Source organism: Sphingomonas arantia (assembly GCF_042682045.1).
GTDB classification, from domain to species: Bacteria; Pseudomonadota; Alphaproteobacteria; order Sphingomonadales; family Sphingomonadaceae; genus Sphingomonas_R; species Sphingomonas_R arantia.
Genome location: NZ_JBHUGS010000001.1, coordinates 735,759 through 752,623 on the forward strand (window position 1 = coordinate 735,759; position 16,865 = coordinate 752,623).

A 16,865-nucleotide genomic window follows, 5' to 3' on the forward strand; every position below is an offset into this window, starting at 1 on the left:
TCAGCGCCTTATGTGAGATATGACTATCATTCAAGGCGCCCAGATCAATATTGAATCAAAATTCTACTGAACCTGATTTCAGTTATGAAATATTGCTCGTGGAATACGACACTCGTATTGCCATAATGGCTCTACTGACTGTCCCGTGAAATCGGGATGACGTTACGTCATCACCAGTTATTGAGGCGTAACGAATTGCCGGGCCTGTATGGAACAGGGGGCGGCCGGTGCGCGGCGTTGTTGGGTTCCGGGCATGCAGCGTGCAGTATCGGTTGTCGAAATGCTGTTTGGCATGACGGTATTAGTGACGTTTTTGGGGGCAGGACGCGCGATGCGTTCCATGCTGCCGCACTGGTCACTGCGCAGCCGTCAAAGGCATCGAGATGACGATCGTCGATCCGCCCGGGCCGGTGTCGCATTGCATCGCGGCGTTCAGCAGAGCGCAGAGCCGTGCCATGAGACCGGTGCCCTGCCCGCGGCCGTGCGCGTGATTGGCGGGCATGCCGCAGCCGTCGTCGGCGACCGACAGCAGGATGTCGGGTCCGCGCTGGCGAAGCGAGACGTCGATCGTGCCGGCGGCCTCGTCCGGAAAGGCGTATTTCAGCGCGTTGATCACCAGCTCGCTGGCGATCAACGTCAGTGCGCGGCGCTGGTCATGGGGCAGGGCGACCGGTTCCACCATGATCCGGACGTTGATGGACCGCGCCTCGCCGAACAGCGCCACCAGCCGCTCGACGATGGCCATGAGCAGCGGCGCGCAGGGAACGTGGCGGTCGGACCCGTCGACCGTGCCAAGCTCCGCATAGGCGCGCGACAGAGCGCGGGCGCGGCCGACATGATCGTCGGCGACCGGGCCGAACCGCTTTCCCGAACCGAGGCTGGCCAGCGACGAGGACATCTGCGTGAGGTTGTTCGCCCGGTGCAGCGCATCCGCGGCCCAGAGCGCGCGGTCGCTACGCGACATGCCTCCGGAACAGGGCGTCGCGCGATCGGGAACGGCGCTGAACAGCCCGAGCAGACGCTCTTCGGTTCGCGTGGGTCGCGTGTCGGATGTCAAGTGCGTCATGCCCCCGAGTCCCATCAAAATAATTTTTGCCGTCGATCCGGGATAGCATCGCGAGAAGACCGTAATCTTGTTCAGGGTCAACATAATCGACGGAATTCTCCGTAAAGATCCGTAAGTTGATTCAGGTCAAATAAACCTGGATCATGAATATTGATCAATTTCAGATATTCTGACGCTTAGTATTATCCTGTATCAAGATTTAATCGGTCGCGGTCGTTAGGAACTGATCGTTCGGGAAGGATAGTCGATATATACCACCGTGACATCCGCCTCTCATATCCCGTCACTACCGTTCGTACGGCGGACCCGGACGGCATCCGCCAAGGACCGGGCAATTTGACGGGGCCGTCGGTGGCGACGGTTGGCGGGCGATCCAACCGACGCGGTGGCGCGGAACCCCAGGGGACAGTGACTTACATGGATTTCGAGACAATCAGCCTGCGCGACCTGAACGGGATGACGCCGTTCGAGCGCGATGCGTTGCCGTTCGGCGTCATCGGGTTCGAGGCGGATACGGTGGTGAAGACGTACAACGCGACCGAGGCGCGGCTGTCGGGGCTCGACCCCAAGACGGTCATGGGAAAGCCGTTCTTCGATATCGTCGCCCAGTGCATGAACAATTTCGTGGTCGCGCAGCGGTTCGCGGACGAGCCAGAGCTCGACGATATCGTACCGTACGTCCTGACGTTGCGGATGCGGCCGACCAAGGTGCGGCTACGCTTGCTGGCCACGGCCGACATGGCCCGGCGCTACCTGTTGATCGAACGCTAGGCGTCGGCATGAGCGACGGATCGAGCGAGGAGCAGCTTCTCGAGTTTCTCTACGCTTGTCCCATCGGGTTGATCGAATGCGACGACGCGGGCGACATCGTGGTGATGAACCCGCATGCCATGCAGCACCTCATGCCGCTCGCCGGATCGCGCGATGTCTGCAACCTGTTTTCCGCGTTCGAACGGCATGCGCCCGAATTGCGCAGCATGGTCGCGTCCTTTGCCACGCGGACCGGGCGGATCTGCGACGGGCACCGGATCTTCGTCGAACTGGGGCCAGGGCGGGGGGATGCGATCCCGAAGGTGCTGGCATGCTCGCTGGTGCGGATCAGGCCGGATCGGCTGATCGCCACGCTGACCGACGTCAGCCAGCAGGTGTTCCAGGAACAGCGCCTGCGCCAGATGGATACCTGGTTTTCCACGTTGCTGGACGGCGTCAACGGCTATGCGTCGCTGGCGATCGCGCCGGACGGTGCCATCGCGTCCGCGACGCCGTGCTTCACCCGTCTGACGGGATATGATCATGTCGACGTCACGGGCCACAAGCTTGCCGATATCCTGACCACGGACACGCCGGGTGGCGAATTGCGGCTGGACGAGCAGATGGTGATCGCGGCGCGCGACGGCTGGCACCTGCAGGAAGGGTGGCAGAAGCGCGCGGACGGCGAGCTGTACTGGTGCCAGCGGCTGGTGGTCGTGTCCGAAGGCGGTGGGACCGCAGGCGGCCGCTTCTCCGTCGTGCTGCGCGATGTGCCGCAGCGCGATGCCGCCGCGATGGACATGCACCGGTTGCTAAGTTGCGACCACCTGACCGGCGCGGCCAATCGGCGGCTTTTCAGCCAGACGATGGCGCGCGAGCATGTTCACTGGCGCGAACTGCGCCAGCCGCTGTCGCTGGTCGTGCTCGACCTCGATCATTTCAAGGCCGTCAACGACAGCTATGGGCATCCGATCGGCGATACGCTGCTGTGTCGGATCACCGAGGTCTGCACGGCACTGATGCCGCCGGGCGGTATCTTCGCGCGGTTGGGCGGGGAGGAGTTCGGCGTCCTCCTGCCGCGATATGATCAGGCGCAGGCGGGGGAGCTGGCGGAAGGACTGCGGTGCGCGATCGCGGCGCTTGTGGTCGGGACGCCGCGTGGTCTGTTGCAGGTGACCGCCAGTTTCGGGTGCGCGACGATGGACGAGACGGGGTCGGTCGACGGGCTGGTCGCGCTGGCGGACGAGCGGCTCTATGCGGCCAAGAGCGCCGGGCGGAACCGGGTGTGCATGTCCTCGCACGCGGTCGCGCCGGCCGGATAGTGTCCGGGCGGCCGCCGGACCGTGATTTCGGTCCGCCGCATTCGCGCGATCCGCCACGGCATCGTCACAAGATTGCAAACCGGACCGCCTAGCCGCGGCCCAACCGAGCCGTCTGGTCCGGTCGGGACCGGGGGACTGTTCGTTGCGTATCATTCTATGTGGACTTGCTGCCCTTGCCACCGCGTCGCCGTTGGCCGCGCAGACTTTGTCCGCGACCGACGCTGGCGCGGGCGGGGATGCCGATGCGATCGTGGTGACCGGCACGCGCGACCGATCACGCACGCAGTATGATACGCTGGCGCCGGTCGACGTGCTGTCGCAGCAGGCGATCCAGTCGAGCGTGTCGGGCGACGTGTCGGACATCCTGGCGCAGCTGTTGCCGTCGTTCAATGTCCAGCGGCTGCCCGCGGCGGACGGGCAGGCGTTCGTGCGGCCGGCCAGCCTGCGCGGGCTGTCGGCGGACCAGACGCTCGTGCTGGTGAACGGCAAGCGGTATCACCGGTCCGCGCTGCTCGGCACGCGCGGGGCGCAGGCGCCGGATCTGGCGAGCATCGCGCCGCTGGCGATCGGGCGGATCGAGGTGCTGCGCGATGGGGCGTCCGCGCAATATGGGTCGGATGCGATCGCTGGCGTCGTCAACCTGATCCTGGACGAGCGGCCGGGGATGCAGGCGTTCGGGCAATATTCGCAATATTATCGCGGCGACGGGGCCGAGTATCAGACGGGCGTGCGCGGCGGGATCGCGCTGGGCGATCGCGGCGTGATCGTACTGACCGGGCAGTTCGACAAGGGGGATGCGACGTCGCGGTCCCGCCAGCGGCCGGACGCGATCGCGTTCCAGGCGGCGAACCCGCAACTGGCGGTGCCGAACCCGGTCCAGCGCTGGGGCCAGCCCGATGTCGAGCGGGTGCAGGGCGCGCTGAACGCGCATTACGACCTGACCGATGCGGTGACGCTCTACACGATCGGGACGGTGCAGCAGGGCGAGGGGCAGACCGATTTCAACTGGCGCAACCCGGCGGGCACGGCGAGCGTGTTCAACACTGTCGCGGTGTTCCCGGGGTTCAATTTCGCGCAGGTCTTTCCGACCGGGTTCACGCCGCGGCTGGGCACGCGGTTCAGCGACGTGCAGATCATGACGGGCGTGCGCGGGGCGGCCAGCGACCGGTTCAGCTACGACCTGAGCGGGTCGTTCGGGCAGAGCCTGATCAGCTACAATCTGGACGAGACGGTGAACGCCTCGCTCGGGCCGAACAGCCCGACGAGCTTCTACCTCGGCCGGTTGCAGCAGCGCGAATTCAACCTGAACGCCGATTTCGTCTACCGTTTGCCGGTGGGTCTGGGCGAGCCGGTCAACGTCGCGTTCGGGGCGGAGCGGCGGCGCGAGACATACCGCGTGTCGGCGGGCGATCCGGCCTCCTATGCGATCGGGCCGGGCGCGGCGTTCGGGCTGGCGCCGAATGCGAACGGGTTTCCGGGCTATGGTCCGGAACGGGCGGGGGTGTTCGGGCAGACCAGTTATGCAGGCTATGCCGACCTGGAGTGGAAGCCGGTCGAGGCGGTGACGCTGGGCGCGGCCGGGCGGTACGAGGATTTCTCCGCGTTCGGCGATACGTTCACCTACAAGCTGGCCGCGCGGGTCGAACCGGTGGAGGGGATCGCGGCGCGCGCGACCTATTCCACCGGGTTCCGAGCGCCGACGCCGGCGCAGCTCAATACGGTGTCGACCACCCAAGGCCTCGATACGGTGACGTTGCAGGTGTTCAACGCGGGGCGGTTGTCACCGAACAGTGACCTGGCGGTGGCGCTGGGCGCGAAGCCGCTGGAGCCGGAGACGTCGAAGACGGTGACCGCCGGGCTGACGTTCCAGTCGAAATTCGGACTGAGCGGGAGCGTGGACCTGTACCAGATCGATGTCGACGACCGGTTCAGCGAGTCGCGGTCGTTCGCGGTGCCGGCGAGCTTCGCCAACCCCAACCGGTTCACGACGGTCAGCTATTTCACCAACGATTTCGACACGCGGACGCGCGGGATCGACGCGGTGCTGAGCTATGCGCGGCAGGTGGGGCCGGGGCGCGCGAACGTGAGCCTGGCGTACAACTACAACCAGACCAAGGTGACGAGCGGGGCGATTGCGGCGATCGGCAACGAGGCGCAGCGCCGGATCTTCGAAACGCGGTTGCCCAAGCATAACGGGACCGCGACGATCGGGTACGATGTCGGCCGGTTCGGAGCGCAGGTGCGCGGGCGTTATTATGGACCGTGGACGGACTCGACGGGCAATGCGACGGGCGAGATCTTCCAGGACTTCGGGTCGATCGCGTTGTTCGATGCGTCGGTCAGCTACCGTGTGAACGACCATTTCACGTTGCGCGGGGGTGCCGAGAATGTGTTCAACACCTATCCGGACGAGGCGGTGTTCCAGGCGTCGCGCGGGCTCGTCTATTCGCGCAACGCGCCCTACGATACCGATGGCGGCCAATATTATGTGCGGATGGACGTGAAGTTTTGAGCAGGGTCGGCAGGCGGGCCGTGATCGCGGGGATGGGGGCGCTGCCGTTGACGGCGGCATTGCCTTCGGTCGGCGCGCGCGACGCCGCGTTCTGGCGGGGTATCGCGGCGGAGTATGATGCGCCGCGCGATGTGGTGCAGTTGGAGAACGGCAACTGGGGGATGATGGCGCGGCCGGTTGCGGCGGAATATGCGCGACAGGTGACGCGGGTGAACCGTGAGACGAGCTTCTACGCGCGGCGCGGGATGGGGGCGGACCTGGTCGCGGCGCGGGACGCGCTGGCCGGGGCGCTGGGTGTGCCGGGCGCGGAGATCGCGATGACGCGCAACGCGACGGAGGCGCTGGAGGCGCTGATCCTGGGGTATAACCGGCTGAAGCCGGGGGACGGCGTGCTGTACGCCGACCTGGATTATGACAGCATGCAGGCGGCGATGGAGTCGCTGCGCGTGCGGCGCGGGGCGAACGTGCGGCGGATCGCGTTGCCCGAGCCGGCGACGAAGGATGCGCTGATCGAGGCGTACCGCGCGGCGTTCGATGCCGATCCGCGGATCAGGCTGTTGTTGCTGACGCATCTCAGCCACCGGACCGGGCTGGTGTTGCCGGTGCGCGAGATCGCGGCGCTGGCGCGGGCGCGCGGGATCGATACGATCGTGGATGCGGCGCACAGCTGGTATCAGCTCGACTTCGCGCTGCCCGATCTGGGGTGCGACTTCGTGGCGGTGAACGGCCATAAATGGCTGGGTGCGCCGCTGGGCGTGGCGGCGCTGTATATCCGGGCGGGGGCGCTCGACCGGATCGACCGGCATCCGCTGAACGAGGCGGACGGGCGCGACGATACGCAGGCGCGGGTCCACACCGGGACGGTCGATTTCGCGGCGCAGCTGACCGTGCCCGCCGCGCTGGCGTTCCAGGCGCGGATCGGGCGGGCGCGGCGGGCGGCGCGGCTGCGTGCGCTGCGCGACCGTTGGGTTGAGCAGGTGCGCGGCGTGGAGGGGATCGACGTGCTGACGCCGGACGATCCGGCGCTGCACGGCGGAATCACGTCGTTCCGGCTGAACGGGATCGGCGATGTGGCGGGTAATGTCGCGGTGGCGAAGACGTTGCTTGACCGGCACGGCATCTTCACCGTCCACCGAACGGGCGTCGCGAAGGGGGCGTGCGTCCGCGTGTCGCCCGCGCTGTTCAACGACGAGGCGCAGATGGACCGGCTGGCGGCCGCGCTCCGATCGATGGCGCGCGGCGCGGTCTAGGTCACATCTCCAGCCGACTGGCGCGGCGCATGTCGGTGGTCCAGCGGGCGTTGCGGGCATAGCCGAACGGGTGGATCACGTTCGCGCCGTGGCCTGTCTCGGCATCATATGCCGCATTCTGGATGCCGATCGCGGTCACGGCGGCGCGTGCCGCGACGTTGGCGGTGTTGCAGTCGGCGGCGTTGATCGCGGCGGCGATTTCGACGCGCTGCGCCCAGCCAAAACCGACATGGCCATATTCGTGCGCGAGCAGCGTCCGGATATAGAGGTCGAACTCCGCGCGCAGTTCGGGGGAGACATTGGTCGTCAGGCGCGGAATCATGATGGTCGCGGCGAACTGGATATCGTCGGGCATGATGCGGCAGACGCCCTGCTCGCTGACCCACTGCCACGCGTAACGATAGGCGCTGAGGCCGTCGACGCGTGCCCCGTCATTGGGATCGGTCGGGCGCGCGGCGTCGATCGATCGGCGGATCGCGGCCGGATCGCGACCGGTGACATCGTAGAATGTCAGCGTCACGTTCGGGATGGCGGCGAATTGTCCGATCGGCGCGTCCGACGGCGGCGCGGCTGCGGCGGCGAGGGCGGCGAAGATAGCGAGTGCCGACATAGCTGAACGATAGGCGCGACTTCGTTACCAAAAGGTAACCGACGATGGGCCGGAATTTCTAGCGCGGGCCGGCCGGGATGCCGACGACGGTGGTGCCGGGCGGGACGTCGCGGGTGACGACGGCGCCGGCGCCGATGGTGGCATCCGCGCCGATCCGGATGCCGGGCAGTATTGCGGCGTTCAGGCCGACGAACACGCCCGCGCCGGCCTGGACGGAGCCGGCAAGGCGCGCGCCGGGGGCGATGTGGGCGAAATCGCCGAGCCGGCAGTCGTGGTCGACACTGGCGGCGTGGTTGACGATGACGCCGCGGCCCAGGACGGCGCGCGGGCCGACGATGGCGCCGGCAAGGATGGCCGATCCGGGCGCGATGATGGCGCTGGGCGACAGGATCGCAGCGGGATGCGCGACGGCGGCGAGCGACGCGCCCGCATCCTGGAGCGACAGCGTCAGGCTGCGGCGGAGCGCGTTCGATCCGCAGGCGACGATGAACTGGTGGCTGCTCGCGACGTCTGCCGCGAGGACCGCGTCGAGGTGACCGAGCCAGCGGCAGTCGAGCAGCGACATGGGCGGACCGTCCGTGACGGTGACGTAGCCGGCGAGCGGTAGCCCGGCGAGGATCGCGGCTTCGTAGACGACGGCGGCATGCTGCCCGGTCGATGCCGACACGATGATGACCGCCATCCGCACTTTACTCCGCCCGCCCGTCCAGGCTTATGTCGCGGATCGAACGGGACGGGAAGTCCGGGGTCGCGTGCCGTCAGGCGCGGGCGGATGACATGGGGGATAGACTTGGCGAACTGGAACAGGCGGAAGCTGGTGGTCGATCGGGCGGACATGGCGCCCGAGCATCGGCTGAGCCGGACGCTCGGCTGGCCGCATCTGGTGGCGTTGGGCGTGGGCGCGATCGTCGGCACGGGCATCCTGACGCTGATCGGCGTGGGGGCGGCGAAGGCGGGGCCTTCGGTGATTTTGTCGTTCGTCATCGCCGGCGCGATCTGCGCGTGCGCGGCGCTGGCCTATGCCGAGATGGCGACGATGATCCCGGCGTCGGGCAGTGCCTACACCTACACCTATGTCGTGATCGGCGAGCTGGTCGCGTGGATCATCGGGTGGAGCCTGATCCTGGAATATAGTCTGGTGGTGAGCGCGGTGGCGGTCGGCTGGTCGGGTTATGCCGCGCCGCTGCTGCAGGCGTGGGCCGGGGTGCCGATGGCGATCATGCAGGGGCCGGAACTGGGCGGGATCGTGAACCTGCCGGCGATCGCGATCATCGCGGTGGTGGCGGGGCTGCTGACGCTGGGGACCAAGGAAAGCGCGAACCTGAACGCGTTGCTGGTGGTGGTGAAGATCGTGGCACTTGCGGTGTTCGTGGCGGTGGCGCTGCCGTATTTCCAGCGGTCGAACCTGGAGCCGTTCATGCCGTTCGGCTTTGCGCGCACGACCGGACCGGACGGGGTGGAGCGCGGCGTGATGGCGGCAGCGGCGATCATCTTCTTCGCATTCTACGGATTCGATGCGATCGCGACGGCGGCGGAGGAGACCAAGAACCCGGGCCGCGACCTGCCGATCGGGATCGTCGGGTCGATGGTGCTGTGCATCCTGATCTACATGGGCGTGGCGGCGGCCGCGGTCGGTGCACTGTCCTACACGCGCTTTTCGGACAGTCCGGAGCCGCTGGCGCTGATCCTGCGCCTGCTGGGGCAACCGGGGGCGGCGAACTACCTGGCGGCGTCGGCGGTGGTGGCGTTGCCGACGGTGATCCTGGCGTTCTTCTACGGCCAGTCGCGGATCTTCTTCACGATGGCGCGCGACGGGTTGCTGCCGGGGGCGCTGGCGACGGTGTCGAAGCGCGGCACGCCGGTGCGGATCACGCTGTTCACCGCAGTGATCGTCGGCACGATCGCCGGGCTGTTCCCGCTGGCGGAGATCGCCGCGCTGGCCAATGCCGGGACGCTGGCGGCGTTCGTCGCGGTGTCGGTGTGCATGCTGATCATGCGGGCCCGGGCACCGGAGGCGGCGCGGACGTTCCGCACGCCGTTGCCCTGGCTGGTGGGTGGCTTTGCGATCCTTGGATGCCTGTATCTGTTCGCCAGCCTGCCGGTGCGGACGCAGGGCTATTTCCTGCTGTGGAACGTGATCGGGCTGCTCATCTACTTTGCGTTCGCCGGCCGGCGAAGGGTGTCAGCCGGCGAGGCGTGATATCTAGCCACTGATCCGTTTGGTTCGAGCCTGTCGAGAACTCAGCGCGGAGTTCTCGACAGGCTCGAACCAAACGGGGTTGGGCATGGTGATCCGCTACGGACGGTAGAGGCTGGCGGCGTCGGACTTGAACTGAGCGCCGCTGTCGTTGCGGCTGTAGAACATGTGGCCGCCGGGATAGACGCGCAGCTGGACGCGCTCCGCCACGCCGAACGCCGGCATCTGATCGACGATCAGGCGGGAGGCGAAGAACGGGCAGGACAGGTCGTCCCAGCCGTGGACGATCAGGACGCGCATTTTGGGGTCGTTGGCGATCGCCTTCCGCAGGTCGGTGACCGGCGCGTCGGCGGGTTTGCCGCGGTCCCACGCCTCGTTCACGCTGTAGGACAGCGCATTGTAGCGCGCGTCGGTCTTCCAGCCGACCTCGCGCGTCACGAAATCGACCATCGCGCTGGTGGTGGGGGCGATCAGTGCGTCGAGGATCGGGTCGTTGGACTTTTGTTGCGGCGACCAGGGGAAGGGATCGAACGCGGTGACGTTGGAATCGTACACGCTGCCGATCGTGCCGTCGCCGCGGTGGATCTCACGCAGATACGTGCGACTGTCGACGCGCCCGCCGAGCCGTTTGACGAGCGCGGGATCGAGCCCGGTGAGTTCGGTAACGCGCGTGACGAGGCGGCCGGTGGCATCGGGATCGGACCGCCCACGCAGCAAGTCGCGCGCGAAATCGCCGCGTGTATAGGCCTCAACCTCAGCCATCGCCGTGGGGGTCAGCTGTCCGCGACGTTCAAGGTTCGCGGCGGCCATCGACGGCAGGTCGATCATCCAGGGGAGCGGCGAGAGCGCGGTGGCATCGTCGCCGGACGCGGGGTCGAGATAGGGCGAGACCATGATGAGGCCGTTGACGCCGACGCCGATCTGCGACTGGAGTTCGTAGGCGATCCGCGGCGCGCGGTAGCCGCCATAGCTTTCGCCCATGAGATATTTGGGCGAGCGCAGCCGGCCTTCCTTGACGAGCCAGTCGTAGACGATCTTGGACAAATACCGGACGTCGGGGTCGTTGGCGTAGAACGCCTTCTTCGTCTGGGCTTCGTCCACCAGGCTGCGGCTGAACCCGGTGCCGATCGGGTCGATGAAGACGAGGTCGGTGAGGTCGAGCCAGCTGTTCGGATTGTCGCGTGCGATGGGCGAGTCCGAGGGGGCATCGCCCTGCGCACCGAACTGGACGCGCTTGGGGCCGACCGCGCCGAGGTTGAGGTAGACCGAGGCCGCACCGGGGCCGCCGTTGAACGCGAAGGTGACCGGGCGGGCGGGGTCGCGGCCGGGGACGGTGTAGGCGGTGTAGACGACCTGGCCGATCTCCTTGCCCTTGTCATCGCGCACCGCGAGCGTGCCGACGGTGGCGCGGTAGGTGATCATGCGCCCGCCGATCCGCGCGGTTTCGGTGACCGTCTTGTCCGCCGGAAGCGGCGGCAGGCTGCTGCTGTCGTCGGCCTTCCTCTCGACGGTGGTGGTGGTCTTGTCGGGCTTGTCCTGCGCGTGGGCGGCGACGCCGGTGGCGAGCAGGAGTGCGGCCGTCAGGAGGCGGGGGAGGGTCATTGCGGGCTTTCTGCTGCTGGGCTGGCGGGCGTGGCTGGGGCCGCGGGGACAGGCGCGCCGGGGCCGGTGCGGTAGCGGTCGAACCAAGCGAGGATGGCGCTGGCCTTGGCCGCGGATTGCGACGGGCGGGCGGTGAAGCCGCCGTGGCTGGCGCCGGGGACCTTCACGAGTGCGGTCGGCACGCCGCGGATCTGGAGCGCTGCGTAATATTGCTCCGCCTCCGACACCGGCGTGCGGTAGTCGTCGCTGCCGACCACGACCAGCGTCGGGGTCTTCACGTTGCCGACGATGCTGAGCGGCGAGCGTTTCCAGTAGCTCATCGGATCCTCCCACGGGAGCTTCGAGAACCAGTAGCGCGAGGTGAAGAGCGTGTTGTCCATCGTCAGCGCCTCGCTGACCCAGTTGATGACCGGTTTCTGCGTCGCGGCGGCCTTGAACCGGTCGGTCTTGCCGACGATCCAGGCGGTCAGCACGCCGCCGCCCGACCCGCCGGTGACGAACAGGTTCTGCGGGTCCGCCGTGCCGTCCGCGATCGCCGCGTCGACCGCGGCGATCAGGTCGTCATAGTCGGCGGACGGGTAGTTCTTGTCGATCAGGTTGGCGAATTCCGCGCCGTAGGAGGTCGAGCCGCGCGGGTTTGTCCACAGCACGGCATAGCCGGCCGCGGCGTAGAGCTGCACATCGGTGGCGAAGCTCGGCCCGTAGGCGCTGTTGGGGCCGCCGTGGATTTCGAGGATCAGCGGCAGGCGGCGGCCCGGTACATGGCCGGCGGGGGTGGCGATCCAGGCGTCGATCGGGCGGCCATCGGGCGCGGTGACCGCGATCTTGCGAACCGGGGCGAGCGCCTTCGTGCCGGTCAGCACGGCGTTCAGCTGCGTCAGGCGGCGGGGCTTGCCGCCGCTGTAGACCCAGACGTCGGCGGGGGCGCCCGCATCGCCGCCGGTGTAGGCGATCGTCCCGCCGCGCGAGACCGAAAATTCGCCGCCGGTATAGGGCCGGTCGAGCCCGCCGCCTGCGACATTGTCGACCAGCGGCGTCATCCGGCCGTCCAGGGCGATCCGCGCGATCCGGCGGCGGCCGTGGTCGTCATAGTCGGCGTAGAGGCCGCGGCCGTCCGCCGCCCAGACGGCATCCTCGATCCCGCGATCGAGCGAGGCGGTAAGCGACCGCGCGCCGCCGGCGTTGCGATCGCCGATATAGAGCTGCGTATTCTCGTAGCTGCGGCGCTTGTCGTCGAAGCCGAGCCAGGCGATGCGCGCGCCGTCGGGCGAGACGCGCGGCTGGCCGTCCGGCCCGTCGCGGGTGGTGAGCGTCCGCATCGTGGCGGTCGCGACGTCGACGGCGATGACGTCGGAGTTCATGACCTGGCGATCCGCCTCCGGCCCGCGTATCGCGGCGAACACGATCTCGCGACCGTCGGGGGTCCAGGACAGCGGGCCGCCATCGTCGAACGCGCCGAACGTCAGCTGCCGCACCGCGCCGCCGTCCGCCGCCACGACGAACAGGTGGTCGCGGCCGGGCTTCACGTAACCGGGACCGTCGTTGCGGTAGTTGACCCGGTCGATGACCGTCAGCGGCTCGGCCCATTTGGCGCCTTCCGGCTTGGGCGGGGCCTTGCCGAGCTTCGTCGCTTCGCCTGCGACGGTCGCGATATAGGCGAGGCGGGTTCCGTCGGGCGACCAGGCGAGCGCCTGCGGGCTGCCGGGGAAGCTTGTGACGCGGGCGCTGGCGCCGGTGGCGATCCAGCGGACGAACAGCTGCGATCCGTCGCCGTCGGGCGCGATATAGGCGACGCGGGTGCCGTCCGGCGACCAGCGCGGGCTGGAGCCCTGTGCGGCGAGCGGCGACTGGCGGCCGCTGGCGACGTCGATCAGCCAGAGCGAGGACTGCATCCGGTCGGTCATGATGTCGCCGGTGCGGCGGACATAGACGATGCTGCGGCCGTCGGGGCTGATCTGCGGATCGGCGGCGATCGACAGGCCGAACAGGTCCGCGCCGGTGAAGCTGCGCGTCGGGGCGTCGGGTGGCGGGGCGGTGGGCTGCTGCTGCGCGAGTGCAGGCGTGGTGGCGAGGAGCAGGAGCAGGAGGGGTAGGCGCAACGGGGCAGCTCCGTCGATTATTACGATGCTGCATCATGCCCGATCGTCACGGGGGCGCAATGGACGTTGGCGGCCGGGCGCGTGGGTTCGGCGCGCGGTTGTCGGTGTTGGTCGCAGGGGCGGCTTAGCGGGGTGGCGTTGCGCGTGCCGCGGCGTGGCGTTCGGCGTGGGTAAGGAGCGCGTCGAGATCCGCGCGGTCGATGTCGAACCCTTCGTGCATGTCGCGGAGCGCCGCGTCGATATCGGCACCGTGAAGCGTGACGGCGGGCGATACAGCGGCCGGGCGGTGCGGGTAGCGGTGTCCGGTCGCGCGGTGGAACAGCATCGCGATCAGCACGAAGACCAGCGAGTTGAGCCCGACCGGGAGCAGCGCGAAGCCGAAGCCGGCGGCGTGGACCGCGGGGCCGCCGATCACCGCGGTCAACGCGGCGGCCCCGCCGGGCGGGTGCAAGCAGCGGAGCAGTGACATCGCCAGGATCGCGCCGCCCACTGCGAAACCGGCGGCGAGTGCCATGTCAGGGATCAGCCGGAATGCCGCCACGCCGACGAGCGTCGACAGGATGTTGCCGCCGATCACGGGCCAGGGTTGCGCCAGCGGGCTGGACGGCACCGCGAACACCAGCACGGCCGATGCGCCGAGCGGGGCGACCAGGAACGGCAGGTCGGCCACCGGGAGCGGCACGAAGGCGCAAAGCAGGACGGTGAGCGTGATGCCGAGCGCCGCACCGAGGCAGGCGATCAGCCGGCCGGGCAGGGTCGCGCCGGGCAGGAGGAGGCGGAAGAATTGCAAGGTCGCGTCGTGTCCATCGTGGGGCAGTATCGGCGGTCATCCACCTTGCCGGGTCAGGCCCCAACCGGCGGACGGGGCGATCGATCCGGGGGATCGTCTCTGGCGACATCATGCCGCGCGGATCGTTGCGTGACGCCGGCTCCCCTGCCGGGTCTACGGCCCGATGTACCGGTGCTTTTCGGCATATTGAGTGTGGTCGAGAGTTGTCATAGTCTCGTCATCTAACCGTAAAAACGGGAGTCGAGGATGTTGGACAAGACCGAGCGTCGGGCCGAGGCCGCGGCCTGCCCGTTCTGCGAGAATATGGGCATGATCTGTTCGCCCGGATCGCACGACACGATGTACATGCAGGGGTGCCGATGCGGTTGCCCGGTGAAGAGCGAGCCGTTCACGGCGATGATGCTGTCCGGTGTCGTGCTGGGCACGATCTCCGCCGTCGGGTTGCTCGCACTGGTTCACTGACCGGGCGGTTTCCGGCCTCAGCGCAGGTGGCGCAGCGTGTGCAGATCGGCATGGGCATAGTCGACGGTGCGGCGCGCGAACCGGACAACGAGGTTGACGAGCGGCGCGGTGCCGATGCCGCCGACCAGATCGGTGACGATGCCGGCGGTGCCGCGCGCGATGCGGGTGGCGTGGTCGTCCTCGACCGTTTCGACGACGTCGCCGAGCAGCGGCGCGCGTTCCGATAGCAAAGGACGATGCTGGAGCCGCGCGGCGACCTGCGCGCGGATCGCATCGTGGTTGCGCGCGATCGTCGTCTCGCCGTCGCCGGGATCGACCTGGACCGCGATGTCGTCGAATATCATCAGGACCGACTCGCCGTCCGCCACTGCGTCCACCGCCAGCCGCAGCGCGGTTTCGAAGCTGCGGGCGGTGACGGCGCGGGTGAGGTGTATCATGACGCCGGGATAGCGCGGACCGGCCGGGTGTGACCAGCCCGCGCGAACCGCGTAGCTTAGCGGCCGGCCTTGCCGTCGAGGAAGCGGATCATCGCCGAAAAGTCCCGCCCGCCGTCGCCCGCGTTGGCGAGCGCCTGGTACAGCGCGCCGGCGGTGGCACCCATCGGCACGCTGGCGTCGGCGCCCTGCGCGGCCTCGATCGCCAGTTTCAGGTCCTTGAGCATCAGCGCGCTGGCAAAGCCGCCTTCGTAGCCGCGGTCGGCGGGGGTTTCGGGACCAACGCCCGGGACCGGGCAATAGCTCGTCATAGACCAGCTCTGCCCCGACGCCTGCGACGAAATCGCGTAGAAGGTGGCGAGATCGAGCCCGAGCTTTTCGGCGAGCAGGAACGCCTCGCACGTCGCGACCATCGTGGCGCCGAGCAGCATGTTGTTGCAGATCTTGGCAGCCTGCCCCGCGCCGGCAGCCCCGGCGTGGATCACCGCCTTGCCCATCGCGGCCAGCAAAGGTTCGGCGGCGGCGAACGCGTCCGCCGCGCCGCCGACCATGAAGGTCAGCGTGCCGGCGTTGGCCGCGGCGATCCCGCCCGAGACGGGGGCGTCGACCATCCGGTAGCCGCGATCCGTGGCGGCGGACGCGACGGCGATCGCCGAAGCGCCGTCGATGGTGGAGCAATCGATCAGCAACGCGCCATCCGGGGCCGCGCCGAATACGTCGGCTTCGTAGACCGCCCGGACATGGCGACCGGCTGGTAGCATGGTGACGACGATATCCGCCTGCGCGACCGCGTCGCGCGCGGTTGCGGCGGGGGTGCAGCCGGCGTCCTGCGCGCGCGCGACCGCGTCTGCGGACAAGTCGAACGCGTGGACGGCGTGGCCCGCCTTAACGAGGTTCGCGGCCATGCCGCCGCCCATATTGCCAAGGCCGATGAAGGCGATTGTCGCCATGTCTCTCTCCTGTTTTATCGTTGGCACCGATGTCGGCGCGGACGCGGGGCATGGCAAGGGTCTGGTCGTTGCGAGGGGCGACCTGGTCGTTGTCCAGGGTCTGGCGGATTGGGGGCGCAGTCGTCAGCGTTGCAAACCGCTGGGCGCTTTCCTTTTCCCGGTGTCCTACTAGCGATTTCGGCAAGCTCGATGGGTCGCGAGGCCGGGCACGCAGGCTGACTTACTCCCCTACCAGCCCGCCGACGCCTTTGACGATTGCCGCACCAATCGCGACCACGTTCAGGCCACCCGTACATCCGGCATCGCCGCGCGCGCCGACGCCCGTGCCGTCGCATCGACTTCCCGGGCGAAGCAGGGCTTCGCGTTCGCCCCGTGCGTCGGCACCCCTTGGGCCGGCACCCCGAGACTCGGGCGGCAGGCGGTAGCGGTCGTCGCCCCGTCGTCCGCAGACCAGCACGTCATCCGGGTCCTGCGGTCCGGCGCAGGATCGCGCCGGTTCGACGCCCGTCAGGCCCTTGTATCGCGCCATCAGCTCGGCAGCAGACTGCCCCATCGCAGGCGCTTCCGTCATCGCGCAAAGCCAAAAGATCAGGTGGAGTTGTGGTTTTCCTAACACCGCTTTGGCGCCGGCATGGCGATCCGAACCGGTCACTCTGTTTGCCCAAGCAATCATGTAACGGATTTGATCGGCATGGGTTTGAAGAGTGGCGGCGGGGGCACATCGCGTCAACATCCGTGATGCGGCGCAATCCGTTGCAAAGCGGTTCGCCGCGGAGTGGAACCGGTCATCGACGGCCTATTACGGGCGGCTTGCGGACAAG

15 protein-coding genes are annotated in these 16,865 nt (G+C 68.1%); 6 read left to right on the forward strand and 9 right to left on the reverse strand.

The genetic code is table 11. The annotated features are described in order from the left end of the window. Positions 1–355: 355 nt before the first annotated feature. Positions 356–964 (reverse strand): ATP-binding protein, encoded by a 609-nt coding sequence (locus ACFSGX_RS03530; RefSeq protein ID WP_380927517.1) that lies wholly within the window; start codon positions 962–964, stop codon positions 356–358. 519 nt (positions 965–1,483) lie between these two features. Here ACFSGX_RS03530 and ACFSGX_RS03535 point away from each other — a divergent pair. The 4 genes from ACFSGX_RS03535 to ACFSGX_RS03550 all read left to right on the forward strand — a co-directional run bounded on the left by ACFSGX_RS03535 (position 1,484) and on the right by ACFSGX_RS03550 (position 6,900). After that, positions 1,484–1,837 (forward strand): PAS domain-containing protein, encoded by a 354-nt coding sequence (locus ACFSGX_RS03535; RefSeq protein ID WP_380927518.1) that lies wholly within the window; start codon positions 1,484–1,486, stop codon positions 1,835–1,837. An 8-nt stretch (positions 1,838–1,845) separates the two neighbouring features. Beyond that, positions 1,846–3,138: a sensor domain-containing diguanylate cyclase gene (locus ACFSGX_RS03540; protein ID WP_380927520.1), complete on the forward strand. Its 1,293-nt coding sequence runs from the start codon at positions 1,846–1,848 to the stop codon at positions 3,136–3,138. 190 nt (positions 3,139–3,328) lie between these two features. Beyond that, positions 3,329–5,650, forward strand: coding sequence for a TonB-dependent receptor (locus ACFSGX_RS03545; RefSeq protein WP_380927522.1), 2,322 nt, complete (start codon positions 3,329–3,331; stop codon positions 5,648–5,650). A 32-nt stretch (positions 5,651–5,682) separates the two neighbouring features. After that, positions 5,683–6,900, forward strand: a complete 1,218-nt coding sequence (locus ACFSGX_RS03550; protein ID WP_380928224.1) for an aminotransferase class V-fold PLP-dependent enzyme — start codon at positions 5,683–5,685, stop codon at positions 6,898–6,900. A 1-nt stretch (position 6,901) separates the two neighbouring features. Here ACFSGX_RS03550 and ACFSGX_RS03555 read toward each other — a convergent pair whose 3' ends face one another. Continuing rightward, positions 6,902–7,510 (reverse strand): DUF922 domain-containing protein, encoded by a 609-nt coding sequence (locus ACFSGX_RS03555; RefSeq protein WP_380927524.1) that lies wholly within the window; start codon positions 7,508–7,510, stop codon positions 6,902–6,904. 58 nt (positions 7,511–7,568) lie between these two features. Further along, entirely contained in the window at positions 7,569–8,192 is a 624-nt protein-coding gene (locus ACFSGX_RS03560; protein ID WP_380927525.1) for an acetyltransferase, read from the reverse strand. A 153-nt stretch (positions 8,193–8,345) separates the two neighbouring features. Here ACFSGX_RS03560 and ACFSGX_RS03565 point away from each other — a divergent pair, with 153 nt between their 5' ends. Further along, positions 8,346–9,710: an amino acid permease gene (locus tag ACFSGX_RS03565; protein WP_380927527.1), complete on the forward strand. Its 1,365-nt coding sequence runs from the start codon at positions 8,346–8,348 to the stop codon at positions 9,708–9,710. 96 nt (positions 9,711–9,806) lie between these two features. Here ACFSGX_RS03565 and ACFSGX_RS03570 read toward each other — a convergent pair whose 3' ends face one another. From ACFSGX_RS03570 to ACFSGX_RS03580, 3 genes are all read right to left on the reverse strand, one after another. Further along, positions 9,807–11,309, reverse strand: a complete 1,503-nt coding sequence (locus tag ACFSGX_RS03570) for a S10 family peptidase (protein ID WP_380927528.1) — start codon at positions 11,307–11,309, stop codon at positions 9,807–9,809. Next, entirely contained in the window at positions 11,306–13,408 is a 2,103-nt protein-coding gene (locus ACFSGX_RS03575; RefSeq protein WP_380927530.1) for a prolyl oligopeptidase family serine peptidase, read from the reverse strand. Before ACFSGX_RS03575 ends, ACFSGX_RS03570 begins: the two co-directional genes overlap by 4 nt. 124 nt (positions 13,409–13,532) lie before the next feature. Beyond that, the gene (locus ACFSGX_RS03580; protein ID WP_380927532.1) at positions 13,533–14,198 is read right to left on the reverse strand and encodes an HPP family protein; all 666 of its coding nucleotides are present in this window, start codon (positions 14,196–14,198) and stop codon (positions 13,533–13,535) included. A 246-nt stretch (positions 14,199–14,444) separates the two neighbouring features. On the opposite strand from ACFSGX_RS03580, the gene ACFSGX_RS03585 reads away from it, so the two are divergent. After that, the gene (locus tag ACFSGX_RS03585) at positions 14,445–14,660 is read left to right on the forward strand and encodes a hypothetical protein (RefSeq protein WP_380927534.1); all 216 of its coding nucleotides are present in this window, start codon (positions 14,445–14,447) and stop codon (positions 14,658–14,660) included. Positions 14,661–14,677: 17 nt separating this feature from the next. Here ACFSGX_RS03585 and ACFSGX_RS03590 read toward each other — a convergent pair whose 3' ends face one another. From ACFSGX_RS03590 to ACFSGX_RS03600, 3 genes are all read right to left on the reverse strand, one after another. Then, positions 14,678–15,097 carry a hypothetical protein gene (locus tag ACFSGX_RS03590; protein ID WP_380927536.1) on the reverse strand — a complete coding sequence of 140 codons (420 nt, stop codon included), beginning with the start codon at positions 15,095–15,097 and terminating at the stop codon, positions 14,678–14,680. Positions 15,098–15,153: 56 nt separating this feature from the next. After that, positions 15,154–16,044: a 3-hydroxyisobutyrate dehydrogenase gene (gene mmsB, locus ACFSGX_RS03595; protein WP_380927537.1), complete on the reverse strand. Its 891-nt coding sequence runs from the start codon at positions 16,042–16,044 to the stop codon at positions 15,154–15,156. Positions 16,045–16,264: 220 nt separating this feature from the next. Beyond that, a complete protein-coding gene (locus ACFSGX_RS03600) occupies positions 16,265–16,696 on the reverse strand; it encodes a hypothetical protein (RefSeq protein ID WP_380927539.1) in 432 nt (143 codons plus the stop codon). Positions 16,697–16,865 lie beyond the last annotated feature (169 nt).